Raw genomic sequence first — 20,615 nt, 5'->3', positions numbered from 1 at the left:
TTTTACATCTTTCATATTCGTCTAATCCCAGACCAGACAACCGTTTCCAAAAGAGTGAAATCAATACCCTTGAAATCGATTGCCGCATCCCTGAACGCCTGAGAACAGATCAGGCTATCACTTCCTGATACCTGTCTCCTATACTTGAAAAGATCGAATTTCCAATCATCAGCGAGCACTAATTTTTTGAATCTGATCGGCCTGCCCTTTTCCTCTACAAACGTAGAGGCTGGATCGCAGTTTGTCCGTACATCCAACTCGTCGAACAACACCGCATTTTTGTAACGCTTTGAGGAAATGCATTTTCCGCCCTCCGAAACCACGTCAATCCTGACGCTATCAACCACATCCACGTTGAAGCTATTGCAGGCGGCTAAAAATTCGTCACTCACCACATAAAAAAATTTCGAAACGCTGCGAATATCGAATTCATAGTTTTCATCTTTGGAGATTAAAACCATGCCTTCCGGAAAGGGTGTACGCGGCCCGGGCTTCCCCCTTTCCGCGTACCAGGGAAAAAAACCAAATTCAACATCTCTTGTGCAAGAATAATATCTGTCGAAAAGATCAGCACGTAAGATCCCGGCAGGACAGCCCTGCTCCTCTTTCTGTGAAAGCACATAAAAATTCATAAACTCTGTGCTCGTAGTCAAATAGGTTTCACGCCCGACCAGATCACATCCTTCAGAGGAGTGAAATTTACCCCTTTGATCCCTTCCGCGAGCTTCTTGAACTCACTGGAACAGATAAGCGTATTACTACCAGAAATCAGCCCCTTGAACTTGAACAAATTCCGATTAAAGCCTGCTGGCAACACAAGCTTTTTGAATCTGAAGATCAACCCATCCTCCTCTATAAAAGTCGATGCCGGGTCAGTTTGCGAGCGCGCATCCAGCTCCTCAAATAGAACAGCATTGTAGTTCCTGGATGAAATACTTTCTCCAGCTTTGGAAACCACCTTGATTGGCACCGAATCAGTAACAGCAACATCCATCTCGCTGCAAACAGACATGAATTCGTCACTGACTATATAAAAGCGGGCAATGCTACGTATATCAAAGTCATAGAACTTGTCTTTGGAAATAAGCACCATGCCTTCTGGATAAGGCGTGTGCGTTTTGTAATGAATTTTCTCCGCGTACCACGAAAAAAAACCATGCTCGACGCCCTTGGTATCTGAATAGAATTTATCGTATAGATCCGCCTGCAAGAATCCGACCGGGCAACCGGACTCTTCTTTTTGAGAAAGCACAAAGTATTCCATAACCCCTTCTCCCTGCTTATCTAAGTCTGCGCTGTGTTGTGCCAGGTACGGAAAGACTGGCTCTCAGTCTTGGATGAATCGCTGACCGGAGATCTGATTCCTTATCGAAATTCAGTGATTCAACTGACAACCGCCCCTTTCGGGCCGCTGGCAATCAGCGCGGCACCACAGGCAGTTTTCATACCGTCGAGCGCGATGGGCACCCCATCGACGGTATAGGTGCTGCTGCCCTCGGCAATCGGGAAAATCCCCTTGCACAATGGGCAACTGACCTTGTGACCGACTCCGGCTGTAGGCTTGCCATTGAGGTCGGTGCGGGAGAAGGCTTCGAGGACTTTGCCACCGTGGGTGGTGGAGTCGCCGAGGCGGATTGCGTCTTTCATTACGTCACTCCATTGACCTGAAATTGGGCTGCTGTGATTGACTGGCGGATCAGCAAGCAGACTTTTCTTTTTTTACTCAACCCGCTTGGTTATACAGCTCGTCGCGGACACTGCTCACGAGCGCCGAGAACTCACGAGCATCTTCCGGGTTCTCGTAGCGATCGAATGTAACCAGTTTGTCTCGACACACTTTGAACGCTTGGTCATTCATGGCTTGTACTGTTACTCAATCGCAGCCCCTAAACGCTGTCTCTCATTCCGTTGTTCGAGCAGTTGAAAATTTACTGACGGAGTAAGCCATATTCGTAATCGAGCCACCCCTTTTCCTCACACACAACCAACTTTTCTATCACTTCATCAAGGGAAACGTCAGCCGGAATATTCACAGAAAAGAAGTGTTCGCTCATTCCTTCCCACGTGCATCCAATGTTGACCAGTGACGCCAAGACAGCCGACATGTGTGGTTTTCCCGCATCAAATAAAATGATCCTAATGGTGCTGTTACCACTGCTCGTGGTAACCCGTTCAAAATAATGCTCACCGTCGACACCAAGTTTGACCAGCACCTCGTCATCAAGGCAAGACTCCTTCGAATAGAACGGGATGTTCCTCACAATGAACGCCCCGGAAGCTAGTCGCTCTGCCCAAACGCTTTCGCTAGAGACCGGCGGATAGTCGTCCGTTATCACCAATCTAAAAAAGAGCTTTTCCATCTCAGAGCCTTAAGGTGTGTAGGTATCACTTTATCGAGGTTACATATACGAGGAGGCCGGCCAGATGATTCTCAGTTTTATACAGTACAGAAATGATGAAAAAACAAATTTCTCTTTTTCTCAATCAACTAAAACAGTACCAACTCAACACGACCACAAAAACCAGCCTTGAAATCAGTGCGTCGCAAATGGAATGGACGCTAACAACAAACATTCAGTCATACGAGAGGGTTCGATTTCACGGTGCTGAAGGCAAGCATCCTCATAGGCAATATTTTCTCCATCCGCAATAGAAGAAAGATACTCGTCGAGCGCTGAAAAATCACATCCGTCAGGAATATCCACTGTAAACAATGACATTTCTTCATTAGATGAGCACGAAGCGCCCAGTTGTTCAAGCGTCTTGATAATGCTTGATTTTTTCCCGACATCGCTTGCAAACACTCTGACTGTCGAGTGCCCACCTTGCTTTACAACCTTCGTCGCTATCAGTTCATTCTCATTCGATTTTGCCTGTACACAATCACCCTTACTAACACCATAGGCGTAGTACGGTGTGTTATCGATTTGGTAAAGATCGTTCCCCTTATAGATTCCCCAAATCGACTCAGCAGAGACTGGCGGATAATCATCTTCATCCGGTGTCAACTCAAAAATAATCTTGTGAAAAATATCGCTCATAATAGATCCGCTCAAGGTTTTGATGCGCCAAATATTAAAGGGGACAGATTTATATAGACCACAATCAATATCTATCAGAGGCGAATAGCGCTATTCAATTGGCAACTCCGACCTGCATCCTTTAAACCCTTCGAATCCCAGACCAGACAACTGTTTCCAATGGAGTGAACTCAACGCCCTTTAAATCGATCGCCAAATCCTTGAACGACTGAGAGCAAATCAGACTATCGCTACCTGAAACGAGTCTCCTGTACTTGAAAATATCTAGATCCCATTCATCGGGGAGAATTAATTTCTTGAACCTGACGGGTCTACCATTTTCCTCGACGAACGTAGAAGCTGGATCACAGTTCTTCCGAACATCCATTTCATCGAACAGTACAGCATTGTAATTTTTTGAAGAAATACGCTCCCCTGCCTCGGAAACCACTTCAATTCTGACGCTATCAACTATATTCACATTAACCTTATTACATATAGCTAAAAACTCATCACTCACCACATAAAAAAACTTCGAAACACTACGAATATCGAAGTCATAGTGCTTATCTTTGGAAATTAAAACCATTCCTTCTGGAAAAGGTGTACGTGGCCCGGGCTTACCCTTTTCCGCATACCATGGAAAAAAGCCGAATTCAACCCCCTTCGTGTTGGGATAGTACTTATCAAAGAGATCGGCAAAAAGAATCCCTATAGGGCAACCAACATCTTCCTTTTGAGAAAGCACGTAATAATTCATTCGGCACAACTCCTGCTTCATCGAACTCGACGTTGTTTTGTTCCAGGGACAGACAAACTCGCTCTTAGTCTCGATTGGATTGCTGAAATCTGAGCGCGGGCCTGTGCCTTATCAATATCGCCAGAATCGTAATCATCACGAACTTTTTCAACCATATTTTCAACCATTGGCGTATAGACCTTACCATGCGACCCACAATGGTAAAAAACACGTTTGGTTTTCTTGGCCTGATCGGCACTGTCGGGCATCAATAATCCGTTTTCCTTTTTATCGCGTTCTCCACCCATCCCGATATCCGAGAAGAAGCTGGCCTGCCGTCCCCATACTTCCTCGGGAATCAGGTGATGGGCCTGCATCTTGTCATGGGTTTTTCCGCCCAGTGCCCGATTGAGTGCAGTGCTGCAAAGACCGTTCGGATCGACCCACTGGGTCGGACTGATTGCATATTGATAGAAGTTGATACCACCTGCGTACCCGATCGGATCACGAGAAACGAAGCGACCGACGTCTGGATCGTAGTACCGGTGACGGTTGTAATGCAGTCCGGTCTCATGGTCGTGATACTGACCCTGGAAGCGAATAGGGTTTTTCAACCCTTGCAGCAGCGCTGATGATGAACGCTGTTCAACCGCCCGCCCCCATACTTTGTAATGCGCGCTCCAAGCCACATTGCCTTGCTGATCGGTCATTTCCTGGGGTGTACCGAGGTGATCGCACTGATACCAGGCAATCGCATCAAACGGGTGCGGAACCGGAGCATGATTCCACAATGGATCTTCGTCCGCAGCGTAAACGTCACCGTATTCAGGTTGAGGCACCAGACGAACAGGCTGCTGACTCAGCGCCTGTGCCACGGGATTGTAGGTGCCCGGTTCGTAAATGTAATGAACCGTGCGACCAGTATCGCCATCCAGTTGCGGGGGACTGCTCTCCCACGCGAGATTGTCACCATCCCAACCGAACATCGTGAAGCCACAGTCATGCTCACGCTGTTTGCGGGCATGTTCATTACGGTTCCACAGAGAACCTGCCTCTGGACGATGCTTGTAGTGCGCCCGAGAGTTTTTGTACAAGCGGCGACCTAACGGGTCGTACGCATAATCCATCGACAGACGATCATCTTCGAAATGCACCAGGCGATCGAACAGGTCCCATCGCATTTCGCAGACGCTGTCGTTACTCCAGCGTTTGATCTGATTGCCGCGTTCGTCGTACTCATAATTCGTTCCCACGTACTCACGCAACACGTTATCCAGCAGCTTGCTTCGCGCCGGCTCTTGGTCCAGAGGCCGGCGGATTTCAAAGGCTCGTTCATCCAGGAGATTCCCGGCAGGATCGAACGCAAAGGTTTCGACTCCTAGACGCGTAGCGGCACTGATCAAACGACCGACAGGATCATAACGATAGGAAAGCGGGCCCCGACGACTGTCATTGATGTCCGTAAGTTGGCCAGCGGCATCGTATTGGTAGTCGCGCTTGAGCAGCACGGACTTATCGGCACTGCGCTCCAGAACTTGCGCTTGTAGGCGCCCGGCCGGGTCCCATTTCTGCGTATGCAGCAGATGGTTTCCCTGATGGCGAGCGACTTCACGGTGCAAATCGTCACGCTCGAATCCGGCCAGTTCATGGTCATCCAGACGCAATCCCAGCAGGTGGCCGCTGCCGTAGGTCAGCCAACTGACTCGATGACCATCGGGGCGCAGTGTTGCAACGCGTTGATTGAGTGCATCGTACTCATGCTGCCATATGGCGACCATCGGGCTCTCGAGGCCCAGATAGTGTTGATGCTCACGCAGGATGTTACCCGCCGGATCATGGAACCACTGCAAGCGGCTATCGGCGTTGCAAGCCATGATCAGTTTGCTGTTGCCGTCGTAATCGAAGGTTTCGCTTTGCTGCTGATCACCCAGAATTGCTCTGCGTTCGATCAAACGATTCATTGAGTCAAAACGCACCTCGACGCAATGTTCACCGTTGTAGATTTTCGCGAGCCGCCCGGTTTCGGGCTCGTACGAATAACGGGTTGAACGCCCGTCAAAAGCGGTTTCTTCTAACAAACGACCGACCGGATCGTAGTTGAAGTGAGCACGACGTTCGTTCTCGTTCTCCAGCGCAATCAGTCGACCGAGTTTATCCCAGCGATAACGAACAGCATGCTCCAGCGCATCCACCCGCTCAGCGATCAACCCCGCCGCACTGTACTTCCACGTTGTACAGCGATCCAGACCATCGACATGAGCCAGCAATCGCCCCTCGGCATCACGCTCGAAGCGTTCTTCGGTCTTGTCCGGGTGCATGATCAAGGTCAACTGCCCGGCACTGTATCGGTATTCGGTACTGTGGCCGACAGCGTCTGTGAAGCAAATCATCTGGCCTCGTTCGTTGTACTTCCAGGCACTGGTCTTGCCAGAACAATCGACGTACTCCACCAATTGCCCGGAAGCGTTGTAAGCCAGTTTCTTTTCATTGCCGTTGGCATCTTTGACAGAGGTTGGCATCCCGGCCGGGTTGTAAGCGTATTCGGTCTTGTTGCCCAGTGGATCGACGCTCTCGACAAGGTTGCCACCGTCGTCATAGGCCCTTGTCCATTGCCCGCCCTCGGCATCGCTGATCTTGATCAGTTGGTCGAGATCGTCGTAGGCGAAGTGCACCACCGTGTCATCGGTGCGAATGTGTTCGAGAAGATTGCTTCGCTCATCATAGCTATAGCGATCCGAGCGCCCATCGGCACGGACATGGCGGACCACGTTTTTTGCGCTGTCGCGGAAGAACCAGTCAGAGCGATCATCCGCGTGCCGAATACGATAGGTGTAACCAAGACTGTCAAAGTAATGCCAGGTCTCATGACCGAGCGCATCCGTGACGTACACCAGTCGAATGTTTTCATCCCATTCCAGGCGGGTATCGAAACTACCGTCATCCGCCCACTCACGAACTGCCTTGGCGTCTGCACCATGACCCAGCCATTGCAGGTTCATGCCGCGACCGGTGCGGTCGGTGTAACGGGTGATCAGGTGATGCTGGTATTGATAACGCCATGCAGCACCGTTTTCATCCTGTGCCTGGACCAGATCCCCCGTGGAATCATAAACATAGGAGCAAAGCTGACGCAGAGGCTCACCGTCACGGATTTCCCAGAGTCCGGTCAAACGCCCTTGTCCATCTATCATCGTGCCGAGGTGCAGATGCACTTTGCTCGGATCACCCTCATACGTAATCAGATCGGATAGAACTGTTCTATCACCGTAGCGGTGTTCGTAATGCAGCATGATGCCAGTGCCACTTCGCAACTCCACACCGACCAGCACAAACTGCTGGCCACGACGAACATAGGTTTCCTTGCGTTCGAAACCACGGCAGAGCAACAGCTTGTCGTCACTGACGCGGACAACCGTGAGGTTTTCGATCGCGTCGTAATGGAACAGGTCAACTTTGGGCAACGGATAGTCATGGCTGCGGCCATCCGCATCATGGAACTGCAAGGCACCGTCAACGAGGTCGAATCGTGTGGTGAACGAAGTGATCCATCGTGCACCCAGATCGCCTTGGTCATAGGCATCCAGATCCGAGCTGTAGATACGCGTCCACTCGATCGGGAACGGGCCGGTCAAATTGAAATCCGTGTGAGCAATACTTTCGGAGCCCACTGCAAAGCTGATGCTGTCGCAGGTACCCGGGCAGGTACCGTTTTTTTCGGCATTGGGTTTCTTCTTCGCCGGGACTTCCGTTTTCCTGACTTCGGTTCTGCCCTCACCTGCCCTGTGTTTGGCCTGGCTCGTTCCGCCGACTTTCACGTGACCAGCGACACCACGCCTGTTACGCAAGTTCCAGGCCTCGACAGCCTTTGTCAGTACGATCAGCAGCGCGCCAATGGAAAACGGCATGTTCGGATTACTGAGCTTTTTCAGCTGAGCCTTTAACTCCGGCCCCATGGCAACCAGTATCTTGGTTTGATCGTGAACGAGCTTCTTGGCTTCCCGAGGCAACAGATGCTTTGCAGCGCTATTGACTACGCCCTTTCCCGCGGCCTTGTAGACATCGAAGGCTGCGTCAAAAATATTGCTGATGGCCTTGCCGGGATCGTGCAGGAGTTGCCCCCCCACACCGTCCATTTTTTTCCCTGCTCGCTTGAGGTCAGCACCGGCATCAAGTTCAGCATCGACAACAGCGTTCAATCCCGTGGCAATCTGCTTGAGGAACTCTTCACCCTTTTGCCCGGCTTTATCCAGCAGATCAGGCAAGGCGGATTGCGCGGTCTTAACGAAGTTATCAATCTCGCCAACAATCGTTGCGTTCAAGTGACCGGCAATCACGTTGATCAACGCGTCGCCCAAAAGCGCCTTGCCAGCCACCTTCATTTCCTGCCGAACCAGGTAAAGCGTCGGTCGAAGGCTCATGCGTGCGGCAGCCATATTCGCAGGGACAGGTATTACACCGATAAGGTCGATGCCTAGGCTGACCCAGTCCAGCGGATCGCGCTTTTCACTTCGAGATAAAACGGCAATGTCATTCAAGACATCGACCAACGCCATGATGTTGCCAACTACCGGCAGGGCTCCGGCGACATATTTGATTCGCTCGAGGGTGACGTAACCGCCACTGACCTCCTGCAGCCATGCATCAAACTTGGCAGCATCGCGTCCGACATCTGCTACTTGAATCTGATTGAGCGGCACAACCGCGACCTGGGACTCTCGTTTTACCGCAGCAGTTTCAGTCGTCATGACAGCATCCAACAGGTCCGATTCTTATCGGGGGGGGTATTGAAGGCGTAGACCTCTGGCGACCGGGCGATACAACGCCACAGATCAGAGATCTGGCTCCTTATCGAAATTCAGTGATTCAACTGATAACCGCCCCTTTCGGGCCGCTGGCAATCAGCGCGGCACCACAGGCAGTTTTCATACCGTCGAGCGCGATGGGCACACCATCGACGGTGTAGGTGCTACTGCCCTCGGCAATCGGGAAAATCCCCTTGCACAGAGGGCAACTGACCTTGTGACCGACCCCGGCAATTGGCTTGCCGTTGAGGTCAGTCCGGGAGAACGCTTCGAGGACCTTGCCACCGTGAGTGGTGGAGTCGCCCAAACGAATGGCGTCTTTCATGTTGTCACTCCTTTGACTGAAATCGTTTCCGTTGTCATGACAGCATCTCACCCGCCGGCAGGCCCGGGGTTTTCAAGGAAGTTTTTGGAAGCGTCGGCGCCGGCAGACTCGGCAACTTGCCCGCCTTGCTTGCCGCCCCGAGAATCCCCGACGCACTCGGCAACGCCGCACTCGCCAGCTTCGGCAGTCCGGCCGCTCCGCCCTGCATCACGCCTTTCACCTGCTGCGCCGTTTGCATCGCGCCTTGCGCGGTCTGCACGGCGCCCATCCCTGTCTGTGCCAATTCCTTGCCCTTCTCCAACATGTCCCAGTTTTTGCTCGGCAACGCCTGCGCGACCATCGCCTGCACCTGGCTCGGGATGTCTTCCGCGCCCGGCGGACTCAACGGCCATTCCGGCTTGCCGATGTAGCTGCCATCGCTCCAGGTGTCCGCCGGATCCTTGCCGAACAGCACCCGCGCTGGCCCCGGTGCGGCGCCGGCAACGCTGGCGAAACCCTTGGCGTCGAGCTTGCCCTTGATGCTTTTGCCCAAGGCGTCGATGACTTCGTAATCGCCGTCCTTGATGCCCTGTCGCCCGGCGTACTGGTTGAACAGCTCCAGATTGCCCTTGCCCGGTTTCGGCGGTTCCGGGAACACACCGGCCAGGGATTTCGCCCCGGTGTAGGCGAAGTTCGCTGCGTGGGCGGTGTACGGGCCGCTGGTGGCGTGGGTGATGCCGCCGGCGTTGTAGGTCGTCGCGCTGCCGCCGCCCTGGATCACCAGTTCGGTCTTGGCGGTGATGGTGATGCGGTCAGCGTTGGCGGTGATGTTGAGTTTGGCCAGCAGGTTGATGCTGTCCTTGAGCGCCTTGACGTCGATGTCGCCGGACGCCGCCACCAGCCGCCAGCCCATGCTCTGCACGAACAGGCGCATGCCGCGACTGGCGCTGGCCAGCAGACGTTTGCCGATGGAGAAACTGGTGTGCCCCGTGCTGCTCAGCGCCAGGTGTTCGCCAGTGGCGATATGGCTGGAGCGCGGCGTGGTCAGGGCGATACCGGCCGGGCTCGCCAGTACCAGATGCGGCTCGGTGAACTCGGGGAATTCGTTGGCGGTGAGGTTCGCCGGACCGCTGCCGAGTACGCCTTGGTGCTGGGCGTGCAGCGCTTTGGCCACGTCGTCCTGATCGCCGGCCTCTTGAGCCTGAAGCTCTTTGGCCTGCGTGGCGAACCCGTCCTGTTGATCGCTGGCGGTGGCCAGGCGCTCGGCGGTTTCCGGCAGGTCCTTGTGGTGCTTGGATTCGTTCGGTCGCGGTTCGGTGGTGATCAGCAGACCGGCACCGGCACGCACGGCGCCGTGACGGTCGGTTCTTAACTCAAAACCTTCGCCGCGTGGCTGCCCACCTGAAGGACGTGGATGGGTCAGGTAACCAAGGTTGATCGCGCTCGCGCCGTGATCGCTGCGCAGCGCGATGCTGATCTCGCTGGTGGTGTCGTCGATGCGCAGTTCGTTGGCGCGGCTGCCCTTGTATTCCTTGCTCTTGACCGTGGCCAGGGTCTTGAAGTCCGGCAGCTTGTACGGCGGCAGGTTGGCGCCGTGGTACAGGCAACCGGTGATCAAGGGCTGGTCGGGATCGCCTTCGAGGAAGGTGATCAACACTTCCATACCGATCCGCGGAATATTGATCGAACCGAAGGTTTCAGCGGCCCAGCTGGAGGCAACGCGCATCCAGCAGGTGGTCTTGTCGTCGTGCTGGCCTTCGCGGTCCCAGAAGAACTGCACCTTCACCCGCCCGTATTGGTCGCAGAAGATTTCTTCGCCTTCGGGACCGGTGACTACGGCGCTTTGCGAACCGAGAACCTTGGGTTTCGGGTGGTCCAGTGGCGGACGGTACGGCACGTCCCACGGGATCGCGTTGAAGCGGTTGCGATAGCCCTGATGGAAGTCATCCTTGTCGTCGGTGGTGTCGCTGGTCACCGACTCTTCCAGCACTTGCGGCTGCTTGCCTTCGTGGAAGATTTCGGTGAGCAGCCACAGGTCGTTCCACGTCGGGTTGGCGTGGTCGGTCAGGGCCAGAAAATGCCCGGTGACCAGAATCGGCTGATCGCTGTTGCCCTCGGCCAGGCGATAGTCGCTGCGATGGCGTTCGAGGTTGCGATTGGCCAGGTGCTTGCCACGCTCGCGATCCACGAAACGACCCGGGTAATCGTAATCTTCCAGGTCTGGCTGGGCGCTGCTTTTGGCGTCGCTTTCCAGCTCGATTTTCGGTTTGACGAAGTCGTAATCGCGCCGCGTGGTGCGGCTGGTGCGGGTGGCCAGACGCAGGCCGAAACGCTTGACCACCGGCTTGTCCGCCACCAGCCCGGAGTCCTGCTGATAGGCCACCGGCGCGAGTTTCGGGAACACCGTCTGGTCATCGCCGAAGGTCAGTTTGTGGCCGCTGGCCGTGTGCTGAAAGTGGTAGTGGATCCCCTCCTCTTCACACAGGCGCTGGACGAAATGCAGGTCACTTTCATCGTACTGCGTGCAGTAGATGCGCTCGGGATAGATCGCGCTGAGCTGGAAGTGGTAATCGCTGGCGAGGATGCCGTGCTCTTCCAGCACCTGACTGATGATCTGCTGCACGGTCATTTGCTGGAAAATGCGCTGGTTGAAGCGGTGCGCGAGATACGAAAGCTGCGGTCGCAACGAGATTTTGTAGCGGGTCAGGCGCTTGCCCGCCTCGCCCTGGGCGATGCTGTAGATCAGCCCGTGGATCCCGCTGCCGCTCGGCGACAGCTGAAGAAACGCCAGTTTGTGCAGCAGGCTTTCGAGGTTGATCGAGGCCTTTTCGCTGACCAGTTCCAGCTCGAATTCGAAGGGAGTGTTGAGGGCTTCCCGACCGGTGAACGACAGCACCTGAAAATCGCTGTCCGCGCCATCGATGGTCAGATTGAAATGGGGCTGGTTGGCCGGTGAGAACATTCCCTTGTCCCTTGCGCAGTGCTGCGATACGCGCCAGATCGCTAAGGATCTGGCGGCAAAAATTCTTTGAGTCGTAAAGATGCCTCGACCGGCTAAACCGGCCGAGGCGGTACAACCATCAGCCGCGATTAAACGACTGGAGCACGCCAGTCATCGGAACCCGAAGTACCGGATACTTCGTGGGTCCAGGTGATTTTACGGTAGGTGAACTGCACTTCTTCCAGGTGGGTGAAGTGGGCGTTCGATGGATCCTGGCAGTTGTGCATCTTGTTGTTGATGGCGACGATGATCGCGTCTTCCAGTTTGGTGGTGTAGTAGTGCTCTTGGGTGCCTTGCGCCGAAGTGCGATACCACTGGATAACGATTTCGCTCATGCGCTCGCCGGAAGTCAGTGCTGCTTGCAGCAGTGGCGAAGCCTTGTCGTAGACCTTGGTGATCACAACTGGCTTGTGAACGCGCTGACCGGTTGGCTGACCGGATTGCGGGTCACGCGGGATGATCACGTCGTGGGTAAACGCCTGAACCATGACCTGGTCTTCGTGACCTTCCTGGTAGGTGTTGCCAACGGAGTCGGCGGTGAAGGCGCCGGCAGTGATCAGGCCTTGTTTTTCGCCGGTAACCGACATGTACGCTGGTGTTGCCATGGGGCGTGCTCCTTGCTCAAAAGACAAAACCGGACGGCGTGATTGCCTGCCCAGGTGGCGAAGGAGTTATCAAAAGTCGTGCCAGCTATCACATGGCCACTATCCATCAAGGGTTTACGGAGCTCGCGTGGGATTTTTTCGATTTTTTCTGTAGGAAACATCGAAAAAGTGCGCAAGAAGTTGCGCAGTGCTGCGCAACTTCTTGCGCACTTGGCTGGAGGCCTTTATCGGTAAGGCCTCCAGCGATTTTTACCGTGGTTTTATGACGGACTACTGCGCAACTTCTTGCGCAACTCAGCCAATCCGATCAGAGCTCCGAAATCAGGCTTCCTGCAATGCTCTCGGCCGTTGACTGCGCTGCTGCGCCGCCGCATCCGGCGCCTGCTGCAACTGGAAGTCGAACTTCAATTCGGCTCGACGTCCCGCTGCATCTTCCAGAAACTCGACCTCCCCGACCAACCCCTCACGGGTCGCATACGCAAAGTCATCCCACAGGTATTTGTCCCCCGACAGATTGATCTGCGTCGTCAGGTGCCGATGCCCCGGGGCGGAAATGAAGAAGTGAATATGAGCCGGGCGCTGGCCGTGGCGGCCGAGCAGGTCGAGGCATTCCTGGGTCGGGCCTTGCGGGTCGCAACCATAACCGGAGGGCACGATGCTGCGGGCGCGGTAGCGGCCTTCGGCGTCGGTGATGATCCGCCGGCGCAGGTTGTATTCGGACTGGCTCTGGTCGAAAAACGAGTACGTGCCCTTGGTGTTGGCGTGCCACAGGTCGACAGTGGCGCCAGCGAGCGGTTGACCCTGCGAATCGAACACCTGGCCTTCGAGGAACATCACGGTGGCGACGCCCTCCTCGCTGCCATCGTCCATCCGGCATTCACCTTCGTACAGCGGCGCGCCGGCCACGTACAACGGGCCCTCGATGGTGCGCGGCGTGCCGCCGGTCAAGCCGATCTGCGCATCCTTGGCGTCCTGCAACAGGTCGAGGAAATGTTCGAGGCCGAGACCGGCCACCAGCAACCCGGCTTCCGAGCGGCCGCCCAGGCGGTTGAGGTAATCGACGGCTTTCCAGAATTCGTCTTCGCTGATCTCAAGGTCTTCGATGATCCGGGCGGTGTCCTGCAACACTCGCAGGACGATGGTTTTCAAGCGCGAGCTGCCGCCATCGTTGGCAAAACCGGCGGCTTCTTCGAAGAACTTCTGCAGTTCGGCAGTGTGGGCAATCTTCACGGTCATGGTGTTCACCTCATCTTGTTGTGGGGTCGAGTCCGGGCTCAGCGGTCGTCGGTGTGGATCGACGAGGGGTGGCGGCAGAGGCCGTCGATCTCGATGTCCATGTAGGGAAACAGCGGCAACAGCATCAGGGTGTCGTGCAGCGCTTCGACGCTGGGCACGTCGAACACGCTGTAATTGGCGTAGTGCCCGGCGATGCGCCAGAGGTGGCGCCACTGGCCTTCGCGTTGCAGGCGCTGGGCGAGTTCCTTCTCGTCGGCCTTGAGCCTTGTGGCCACGGCCGGGTCCATGTCGGCGGGCAATTTCACGGTCATTTTTACGTGGAACAGCATGGCGTTCTCCTTGGGGAATCAGTGCCGGCGAAAACGCGCCAGACGCTCTTCATCCAGCGTCAGGCCCAGGCCCGGGGTGCGTGGAATGTGCAGGTGAAAGTCGCGGTATTGCGGGCGCTCGGTGACGATGTCTTCGGTCAGCAACAGCGGGCCGAACAGCTCGGTGTCCCAGGTCAGTTGCCTGAGCGTGAGAAACGCATGGGCCGAGGCGAGGGTGCCGACGGAGCCTTCGAGCATGGTGCCGCCGTACAGGGCGATGCCGGCGGCTTCGGCGATTTGCGCGGTGCGCAACACGGCGCGCGGGCCGCCGTTCTTGGCGATTTTCAGGGCGAAGACGCTGGCGGCGCCGTCGGCGGCGAGGCTGAACGCGTCCTCGACACTTTCAATGGATTCGTCGGCCATGATCGGCGCCGGGCTGCGCTGGTTCAGGCGAATCTGCCCGGAGCGGTTGACCCGCGAGATCGGCTGCTCGATCAGGTCGATGCCGTTGTCGCCGAGCACCTGACAGCCGCGAATCGCCTGGGATTCGTCCCAGTACTGGTTGACGTCGACCCGCACACTGGCGCGCTCGCCCAAGGCTTTCTTGATCGCCACCACGTGTTTCAGATCCTGTTCCAGCGGGTTGGCGCCGATCTTCAATTTGAAGATCCGGTGCCGCCGCGCCTCCAGCATTTGCTCGGCCTCGGCGATATCGCGGGCGGTGTCGCCGCTGGCCAGGGTCCAGGCCACTTCGAGGCTGTCGCGGACCCGGCCACCGAGCAGTTCGCTCACCGGCATACCGAGGCGTTTGCCCTGGGCATCGAGCAATGCGCTCTCGATGCCGGACTTGGCGAAGGTGTTGCCCTTGGCGATCTTGTCCAGTTTCTGCATCGCGGCGTTGATGTTGTCCGCGTCCATGCCGATCAGCGCCGGCGCCAGGTGCGCGTCGATGTTGGCCTTGATGCTTTCCGGGCTTTCGTAGCCGTAGGCCAGGCCGCCGATGGTGGTGGCTTCGCCGATGCCTTCGATACCGTCGCTGCAGCGCAGACGCAGGATCACCAGCGTCTGGTTCTGCATCGTGTGCATCGCCAGTTTGTGCGGGCGGATGGTCGGCAGGTCGACGATGATCGCCGACAGGTTTTCAATCAGGATCCGGTTCATTTCAGTGTCCCTTCAAGCGTGATCAACCGAGGTCACCGCCACCGACCGGCAGGGTCACGCCGGTGATGTAGGAGGCGTCGTCCGAGGCGAGAAACAGGATCGCGCCGACCTGTTCGTCAATGGTTCCGTAACGTTTCATCAGGCTGCTATCGAGGGTTTGCGCGACGATTTCCTGATACCAGGCCTGCTCCTGCGCGGACTGTTCGGCGGCGTTGCGCGGGATGCGCCGGGGCGGCGCCTCGGTGCCGCCGGGCGCGGTGGCGTTGACCCGGATCCCGCGCTCGGCGTTCTCGAAGGCCAGGCAGGCAGTCAGTGCATTGATCCCGCCCTTGGCCGCGCCATAGGGAACGCGGTTCAGGCTGCGGGTCGCAATCGACGACACATTGACGATCGCGCCGCGCCCCTGCTTGAGCATGTAAGGCAAGGCGGCGTGGCAGCACCACAGCGTCGGAAACAACGAACGGCGCACTTCGGCCTCGATTTGCTCGACGTCGTAGTGCTCGAACGGCTTGGCCCAAATGGTGCCGCCGACGTTGTTGACCAGCACATCCAGGCGCCCGAACGTATCGACGGCGGCGCTCATCACCCGGGCGCAATCGGCGTATTGCTCAAGGTCGGCGGTCAGCGACAGCACGCCCTCGCCTTGCAGTTCGTGAACCAGTTCGGAGCGGTCGACGGCGATCACCTGCGCGCCCTCCTCCAGCAATCGCTCGCACACCCGGCGACCGATGCCCTGCGCCGCGCCGGTGACCAGCGCGACCTTGTTGGCGAATCTGTTGTTCATGACAACCTCGCAATTCAAAAAAAGACTCAGGCCGCCGCGAATTTCTCGTAGTAGAAGTTCGCCGGCGTGATGCCCTGCTCGCGGATGTACTGGCTGACGGCCTCGACCATCGGCGGCGGGCCGCACAGGTACACGTCGACATCGCCTTCATTGAGGTGGCACGGCTCGATGTGCTGGGTGACGTAGCCCTTGAGCGGGTGCTGACTCTGCGGATTGGCCACACAAGCGCCGAAGCTGAAATTCGGGATGCGCGCGGCGAAGGCGTCGAGGCGGTCGAGTTCCACCAGATCAAAATCGTTGGTCACGCCGTAGATCAGGTGAACCGGGAGCTCGCTGCCCTGCTCGGCGATCTTCTCCAGCATCGCGGTGAACGGCGCCAGCCCGGTGCCGCCGGCTAACAAAAGCAGCGGACGCTTGATCTCGCGCAGGTAAAAACTGCCCAGCGGCCCGGCGAGATTCAGGCTGTCGCCGGCCTTGGCCAGCCCGGTGAGGAAGCTGCTCATCAAGCCGCCGGGAACATTGCGGATCAGGAAACTGACCTCGCCGTTCTTCTGCAACGAGCTGAAGGAATAGGCGCGGGATTGCTCGCTGCCCGGCACTTGCAGGTTGACGTATTGCCCCGGCAGGAACGCCAGTTTGCTGAGGGACTCGCCCTTGAGCGACAGCGCGATGGTGCTCTCGGAGAGCTGCCGGACATCGCTGATCGACGCCTGATAACTCGCCTGTTCGGTCTTGCACACTTGCGAGCCGACGGGCACCCGCACCACACAATCGCTTTCGGCGCGCATCTGGCAGGTCAGGACGTAACCCTGGGCCAGCTCGTCTTCACTCAAAGCGTCTTCGATGAAGTTGTCGCCCATGTCGTAACGCCCGGCCTCGGCGAAACACTTGCAGGTGCCGCAGGCGCCGTCGCGGCAGTCCAGCGGGATGTTGATGCCCTGGCGGTAGGCCGCGTCGGCAACGGTTTCGTGGCCCGAGGCCTCGATGAAACGGGTGACCCCGTCTTCGAAATTCAGTGCGATCTGGAAACTCATGGTGCACCTCGCTCACAGCGTCGAGCCCGGCTCGCCGCCGTCTCGATCAGATGTGGTAGATGTCGATGACCTGACGGACGTAATCGTTTTTCAGCACGACTTTCTTGGCCTTGATCAACGGCAGGTCGCCGCGCAGGTCGAGGGTGTAGAAACTCGTGCCGAAGTAACTGTCGGTGACCTGATAGCGAAAGCTCAGGGTGTGCCAGTTGAAGCGCACCCGGCATTGCCCTTCGCCCTGCTCGACGATCTCGATGTTGCTGAGGTTGTGCGAGGTGCGGGTGTCGGGGATGGTTGCGCTGGAACGCTCGGTCTTGATCCGGAACACCCGGTCTTCGAGGCCGCCACGGTTGCCGTACCAGATCAGCGAGATTTCGCTTTGCGGGTCTTCGGTCAGGGTGTCGTGGTCGTCCCAGGCCGGCATCCAGAAACTGGCGTCGGCGGCGTAGAGTTCCAGCCACTGATCCCACTGGCCGTCGTCGAGGTAGCGCGCTTCGCGGTAGAGGAAGTCGCGCACGGTGTCGTAGAGGTTGCTCATCACACGGCCTCCACGGGGATCAGGTTTTTATCGGTGGAAGCAGCCTTGAGCATGGTTTCCTGCCAGTACTTGTGTTGCAGCACGAACAGGCCTTCGTCCTCGGTGCGCATGCCGGACAACAAAGGTTTGAGGTCGATTTCCTCGGCCGCCGCGTCCGCGCCTTCGACCCAATGGGTCGCGCCACGGGACATATCGTTCCAGCCGCGCCCAGCGCCGTAGCCGGTCTGGCACGAGCGGAATTCTTCGAGGTCATCCGGGGTGGCCATGCCGCTGACATTGAAGAAGTCTTCGTACTGGCGGATACGCTTGGCCCGGGCCTCCGCGCTTTCACCTTTGGGGGCGATGCAATAGATGGTGATCTCGGTCTTGTCGACAGAGATCGGCCGGGCGATGCGGATCTGCGAGCTGAACTGATCCATCAGGTACACGTTGGGGTACAGGCACAGGTTGCGCGAGTTCTCGATCATCCAGTCGGCGCGTGCCTGGCCGAAGTCCCGGGCCAGTTCATCTCGACGCTCGTAGGCCGGGCGATCCTCGGGGTTGGCCCAGCGGGTCCAGAGCAGCAGATGGCCGTGGTCGAACGAGTAGAAACCGCCGCCCTTCTTCGCCCAGCTGCCGGCGCTCATGGTCTTGATTTCTTCGCCGGCGTCGCGCTGCTGACGCTGGTTCTGGGTGGCGGCGTAGTTCCAGTGCACGGAGCTGACGTGATAGCCGTCGGCGCCATTTTCGGCGGTGAGTTTCCAGTTGCCTTCATAGATGTAGGAGCTGGAACCGCGCAGCACTTCCAGGCCCTCGGGGGACTGATCGACGATCATGTCGATGATCTTGGCTGACTCGCCCAGGTGCTCGGCAAGCGACTTCACATCGGCATTCAGGCTGCCGAACAGAAAGCCGCGATAGGACTCGAAACGCGCGACTTTGGTCAGGTCGTGGGAGCCTTCGCAGTTGAAGCCCTCGGGATAGCCGGCTTCGCTTGGGTCTTTGACCTTGAGCAGTTTTCCACTGTTGTTGAACGTCCAGCCGTGGAACGGGCAGGTATAGCTGGAACGGTTGCCGGACTTGTGCCGGCAAAGCATGGCGCCGCGATGGCTGCACGCATTGAGAAAGGCATTGAGTTCACCGGCCTTGTTGCGGGCGATGAACACGGGCTGGCGACCCATGGTGAGGGTCAGAAAATCGTTGGCGTTGGGGATCTGGCTTTCGTGGGCGAGGTAGATCCAGTTGCCTTCGAAGATGTGCGCCATCTCCAGTTCGAACAGCCGCGGATCGGTAAACATCTCCCGCTTGCAGCGGTAGGCACCCTTTTCGGGGTCCTCTTCAAGCATGGCATTGAGGTAGTCGATTCCCAGGGACATGGCCGGGGCCTCCATTGTTATCGTTCAGGCCAGGTCAGATTAGGGAGGCAACGCGGGCGGCAATATCCGAATCCTGCAGAGCGCTATCCGTTTTGTGCAGGACGGCGCGGCAGGTGCTTCAGATTGTTTCGGGGCGGGAATTCAGTGACGGCGTTTGAAGGTCACGGACGGCAATTCGCCGAACTGCTGGCGATAGCTTTCGGAGAAACGCCCGAGGTGCAGGAAGCCGTAGTCCAGCGCCAGTTCGGTGAGGTTGCGCACCGGGCAGCTCGGATCGTTGAGACAGGCATGAATGCGTTCCAGCTTGCGCTGGCGGATGTACTGCATCGGGGTCACGCCGAGCCGGCGTTCGAACAGCGCGTAAAGTGAACGCGGGCTCATGTTCGCCTGGGCCGCCAGGTGTTCGGCGGGCAAGTCCAGCTTCAGGTTGCGCTCTATATAGTCGAGGATCCGCTCGAAGCTGACGCTCGGCGAACTCAGGCATTCACGGCTGACGTTGGTGTTCATCAGCGAAATCAGTTTGCTGCCGACGATCTGCGCGTAATGCTCCTGCACCCGCAGCAACGGATCGCTGGCTTCGGCTTCCTGGCAGATCATGCCCAGCAGATTGGTAAACCCTTCCAGCTCGTCGAGCCGGTAATGATTGCGCAGAAACCGGATGCCGCCGGCAGGATGCAGCCAGCGCTGCTCGTCGCACACCGACTCCAGCACGCTGACCGGCACCTTGAGGATGAATTTCTCGCAATCGTCGGAATAGGTCAGGTCGACCGGATCGTCCGGGTTGATCAACAGCAATTCGCCCGGCACCAGATGATGCTCGCGCTTGTGCCCGCGCCACAGGCAGTTGCCTTGCAGCAGGACTTGCAGGTGATAGACCGTTTCCAGTGCAAGTGAAGTGACGCGAACGCTGCCGCCGTAGCTGATGCGGCACAGATCGAGGTCGGCGAGTTTGCGGTGGTTGAGGCTGGCTTGCGGGTGGGAGGTTTTGGACAGGCCGATGAAATGCTGGCCGACGTGCTGGTTCACATAGTCGGAGACGGCATACGGGTCAGCGTGGCGAAACACGCTGCTGCGGTCGCTCAGCAGGCGGCTGTCCATGGGCAAGGCACTCGATCTTGTCGTTATGGTGATGGTCACGGTTTACGCCATCACCGGTCACAGTACGCCGGCGTGCCGGATCGGGCAATTGGACGAAGGTTTGGCCGTGCGGTGATCGAACGCTTTCAGCGAATCAGGATTGACGGCCCCAACGGAAAAACCACCTGCGAACAGGTGGTTTTGGTCAGAACGGCAAACGCGATCAGTCAGCGATCGGCATGCTGCTCCAGCATCGCGTAGGCCTCGCCGGTGAAACGGTAGCTTTTGTCGGGCTGAAACACGATGACGCCCTCCTCGCACAAACGCTTGAGCACTTCCCTGACGCTGATGAACTGGATGCCGCTGACAAACGCCTGCAGATACCCATGCACCCCGCGCCCGCCAACGGCGCGCCCTTCCCGTGCGGCAACCAGCAAGGCATCGATCACCTTGATCCGGATCAGGCTGGTGCGCAGCCCGTAATAATGCAGCAGCTCACGGATATGCTCATTGGTGCTGCGCTCGAAATCGAAGGCCCGCTGGCCTTTCGGGATCGGCAATGGCGTACCAGAGGAAGTCGATGCCGGGCTGGTTAACATTCGAATACTCCTTTTCCTTGAAGGCTCTGTGATCAACCGCTGTGCGTAGCTATAT

The 20,615-nt window shown here is 57.1% G+C and carries 19 protein-coding genes; all 19 read right to left on the bottom strand.

All coding sequences use genetic code 11. The features are described from left to right. Nucleotides 1-11: 11 nt before the first annotated feature. The 19 genes from AC0R79_RS13400 to AC0R79_RS13310 all read right to left on the bottom strand — a co-directional run bounded on the left by AC0R79_RS13400 (nucleotide 12) and on the right by AC0R79_RS13310 (nucleotide 20,560). Entirely contained in the window at nucleotides 12-632 is a 621-nt protein-coding gene (locus AC0R79_RS13400) for an Imm43 family immunity protein (protein WP_474734809.1), read from the bottom strand. A 17-nt stretch (nucleotides 633-649) separates the two neighbouring features. Further along, a complete protein-coding gene (locus AC0R79_RS13395) occupies nucleotides 650-1,264 on the bottom strand; it encodes an Imm43 family immunity protein (RefSeq protein ID WP_474734807.1) in 615 nt (204 codons plus the stop codon). Nucleotides 1,265-1,383: 119 nt separating this feature from the next. After that, the gene (locus AC0R79_RS13390) at nucleotides 1,384-1,647 is read right to left on the bottom strand and encodes a PAAR domain-containing protein (protein ID WP_474734805.1); all 264 of its coding nucleotides are present in this window, start codon (nucleotides 1,645-1,647) and stop codon (nucleotides 1,384-1,386) included. Nucleotides 1,648-1,928: 281 nt separating this feature from the next. Then, nucleotides 1,929-2,360 (bottom strand): DUF4265 domain-containing protein, encoded by a 432-nt coding sequence (locus tag AC0R79_RS13385; RefSeq protein WP_474734803.1) that lies wholly within the window; start codon nucleotides 2,358-2,360, stop codon nucleotides 1,929-1,931. Between the two features lie 174 nt (nucleotides 2,361-2,534). Then, nucleotides 2,535-3,041: a DUF4265 domain-containing protein gene (locus AC0R79_RS13380; RefSeq protein ID WP_474734801.1), complete on the bottom strand. Its 507-nt coding sequence runs from the start codon at nucleotides 3,039-3,041 to the stop codon at nucleotides 2,535-2,537. Between the two features lie 121 nt (nucleotides 3,042-3,162). Beyond that, on the bottom strand, nucleotides 3,163-3,780 hold the full coding sequence (locus tag AC0R79_RS13375; protein WP_474734800.1) for an Imm43 family immunity protein: 618 nt from the start codon (nucleotides 3,778-3,780) through the stop codon (nucleotides 3,163-3,165). Between the two features lie 17 nt (nucleotides 3,781-3,797). Then, a complete protein-coding gene (locus AC0R79_RS13370; protein WP_474734798.1) occupies nucleotides 3,798-8,504 on the bottom strand; it encodes an RHS repeat-associated core domain-containing protein in 4,707 nt (1,568 codons plus the stop codon). Between the two features lie 118 nt (nucleotides 8,505-8,622). After that, nucleotides 8,623-8,886 carry a PAAR domain-containing protein gene (locus AC0R79_RS13365; RefSeq protein WP_025113301.1) on the bottom strand — a complete coding sequence of 88 codons (264 nt, stop codon included), beginning with the start codon at nucleotides 8,884-8,886 and terminating at the stop codon, nucleotides 8,623-8,625. 34 nt (nucleotides 8,887-8,920) lie between these two features. Beyond that, a complete protein-coding gene (locus AC0R79_RS13360; protein ID WP_474734796.1) occupies nucleotides 8,921-11,827 on the bottom strand; it encodes a type VI secretion system Vgr family protein in 2,907 nt (968 codons plus the stop codon). A gap of 128 nt (nucleotides 11,828-11,955) precedes the next feature. Further along, on the bottom strand, nucleotides 11,956-12,471 hold the full coding sequence (locus AC0R79_RS13355) for an Hcp family type VI secretion system effector (RefSeq protein ID WP_007958075.1): 516 nt from the start codon (nucleotides 12,469-12,471) through the stop codon (nucleotides 11,956-11,958). Between the two features lie 321 nt (nucleotides 12,472-12,792). Further along, nucleotides 12,793-13,707: a catechol 1,2-dioxygenase gene (gene catA / locus AC0R79_RS13350; RefSeq protein ID WP_474734794.1), complete on the bottom strand. Its 915-nt coding sequence runs from the start codon at nucleotides 13,705-13,707 to the stop codon at nucleotides 12,793-12,795. Between the two features lie 38 nt (nucleotides 13,708-13,745). Beyond that, nucleotides 13,746-14,036, bottom strand: coding sequence for a muconolactone Delta-isomerase (gene catC, locus AC0R79_RS13345; protein ID WP_108561475.1), 291 nt, complete (start codon nucleotides 14,034-14,036; stop codon nucleotides 13,746-13,748). A gap of 18 nt (nucleotides 14,037-14,054) precedes the next feature. Beyond that, on the bottom strand, nucleotides 14,055-15,176 hold the full coding sequence (locus tag AC0R79_RS13340) for a muconate cycloisomerase family protein (RefSeq protein ID WP_127797833.1): 1,122 nt from the start codon (nucleotides 15,174-15,176) through the stop codon (nucleotides 14,055-14,057). A 22-nt stretch (nucleotides 15,177-15,198) separates the two neighbouring features. Further along, nucleotides 15,199-15,960 (bottom strand): 1,6-dihydroxycyclohexa-2,4-diene-1-carboxylate dehydrogenase, encoded by a 762-nt coding sequence (locus AC0R79_RS13335; protein WP_375746874.1) that lies wholly within the window; start codon nucleotides 15,958-15,960, stop codon nucleotides 15,199-15,201. 26 nt (nucleotides 15,961-15,986) lie between these two features. Further along, the gene (benC, locus tag AC0R79_RS13330) at nucleotides 15,987-16,994 is read right to left on the bottom strand and encodes a benzoate 1,2-dioxygenase electron transfer component BenC (protein WP_474734792.1); all 1,008 of its coding nucleotides are present in this window, start codon (nucleotides 16,992-16,994) and stop codon (nucleotides 15,987-15,989) included. Nucleotides 16,995-17,040: 46 nt separating this feature from the next. Beyond that, on the bottom strand, nucleotides 17,041-17,529 hold the full coding sequence (gene benB / locus AC0R79_RS13325) for a benzoate 1,2-dioxygenase small subunit (RefSeq protein ID WP_474734791.1): 489 nt from the start codon (nucleotides 17,527-17,529) through the stop codon (nucleotides 17,041-17,043). Continuing rightward, complete coding sequence (gene benA, locus AC0R79_RS13320; RefSeq protein WP_127797829.1) at nucleotides 17,529-18,884, bottom strand: benzoate 1,2-dioxygenase large subunit; 1,356 nt, start codon at nucleotides 18,882-18,884, stop codon at nucleotides 17,529-17,531. The genes benB and benA overlap by 1 nt, the downstream gene beginning before the upstream one ends. A gap of 141 nt (nucleotides 18,885-19,025) precedes the next feature. Further along, a complete protein-coding gene (locus AC0R79_RS13315) occupies nucleotides 19,026-19,982 on the bottom strand; it encodes an AraC family transcriptional regulator (protein WP_127797828.1) in 957 nt (318 codons plus the stop codon). Nucleotides 19,983-20,188: 206 nt separating this feature from the next. Further along, entirely contained in the window at nucleotides 20,189-20,560 is a 372-nt protein-coding gene (locus AC0R79_RS13310; protein WP_127797827.1) for a fe2+ zn2+ uptake regulation protein, read from the bottom strand. Between the last annotated feature and the right edge of the window lie 55 nt (nucleotides 20,561-20,615).

The organism is Pseudomonas sp. HD57-3 (genome assembly GCF_056113135.1).
This window is presented reverse-complemented; position numbering and strand designations above follow the sequence as displayed.

Coding starts and splice junctions, on each gene's coding strand:
- AC0R79_RS13400 (WP_474734809.1), bottom strand. CDS start 632: ATGAATTTTTATGTGCTTTCACAGAAAGAGGAGCAGGGCTGTCCTGCC.
- AC0R79_RS13395 (WP_474734807.1), bottom strand. CDS start 1,264: ATGGAATACTTTGTGCTTTCTCAAAAAGAAGAGTCCGGTTGCCCGGTC.
- AC0R79_RS13390 (WP_474734805.1), bottom strand. CDS start 1,647: ATGAAAGACGCAATCCGCCTCGGCGACTCCACCACCCACGGTGGCAAA.
- AC0R79_RS13385 (WP_474734803.1), bottom strand. CDS start 2,360: ATGGAAAAGCTCTTTTTTAGATTGGTGATAACGGACGACTATCCGCCG.
- AC0R79_RS13380 (WP_474734801.1), bottom strand. CDS start 3,041: ATGAGCGATATTTTTCACAAGATTATTTTTGAGTTGACACCGGATGAA.
- AC0R79_RS13375 (WP_474734800.1), bottom strand. CDS start 3,780: ATGAATTATTACGTGCTTTCTCAAAAGGAAGATGTTGGTTGCCCTATA.
- AC0R79_RS13370 (WP_474734798.1), bottom strand. CDS start 8,504: ATGACGACTGAAACTGCTGCGGTAAAACGAGAGTCCCAGGTCGCGGTT.
- AC0R79_RS13365 (WP_025113301.1), bottom strand. CDS start 8,886: ATGAAAGACGCCATTCGTTTGGGCGACTCCACCACTCACGGTGGCAAG.
- AC0R79_RS13360 (WP_474734796.1), bottom strand. CDS start 11,827: ATGTTCTCACCGGCCAACCAGCCCCATTTCAATCTGACCATCGATGGC.
- AC0R79_RS13355 (WP_007958075.1), bottom strand. CDS start 12,471: ATGGCAACACCAGCGTACATGTCGGTTACCGGCGAAAAACAAGGCCTG.
- catA (WP_474734794.1), bottom strand. CDS start 13,707: ATGACCGTGAAGATTGCCCACACTGCCGAACTGCAGAAGTTCTTCGAA.
- catC (WP_108561475.1), bottom strand. CDS start 14,036: ATGCTGTTCCACGTAAAAATGACCGTGAAATTGCCCGCCGACATGGAC.
- AC0R79_RS13340 (WP_127797833.1), bottom strand. CDS start 15,176: ATGAACCGGATCCTGATTGAAAACCTGTCGGCGATCATCGTCGACCTG.
- AC0R79_RS13335 (WP_375746874.1), bottom strand. CDS start 15,960: ATGAACAACAGATTCGCCAACAAGGTCGCGCTGGTCACCGGCGCGGCG.
- benC (WP_474734792.1), bottom strand. CDS start 16,994: ATGAGTTTCCAGATCGCACTGAATTTCGAAGACGGGGTCACCCGTTTC.
- benB (WP_474734791.1), bottom strand. CDS start 17,529: ATGAGCAACCTCTACGACACCGTGCGCGACTTCCTCTACCGCGAAGCG.
- benA (WP_127797829.1), bottom strand. CDS start 18,884: ATGTCCCTGGGAATCGACTACCTCAATGCCATGCTTGAAGAGGACCCC.
- AC0R79_RS13315 (WP_127797828.1), bottom strand. CDS start 19,982: ATGGACAGCCGCCTGCTGAGCGACCGCAGCAGCGTGTTTCGCCACGCT.
- AC0R79_RS13310 (WP_127797827.1), bottom strand. CDS start 20,560: ATGTTAACCAGCCCGGCATCGACTTCCTCTGGTACGCCATTGCCGATC.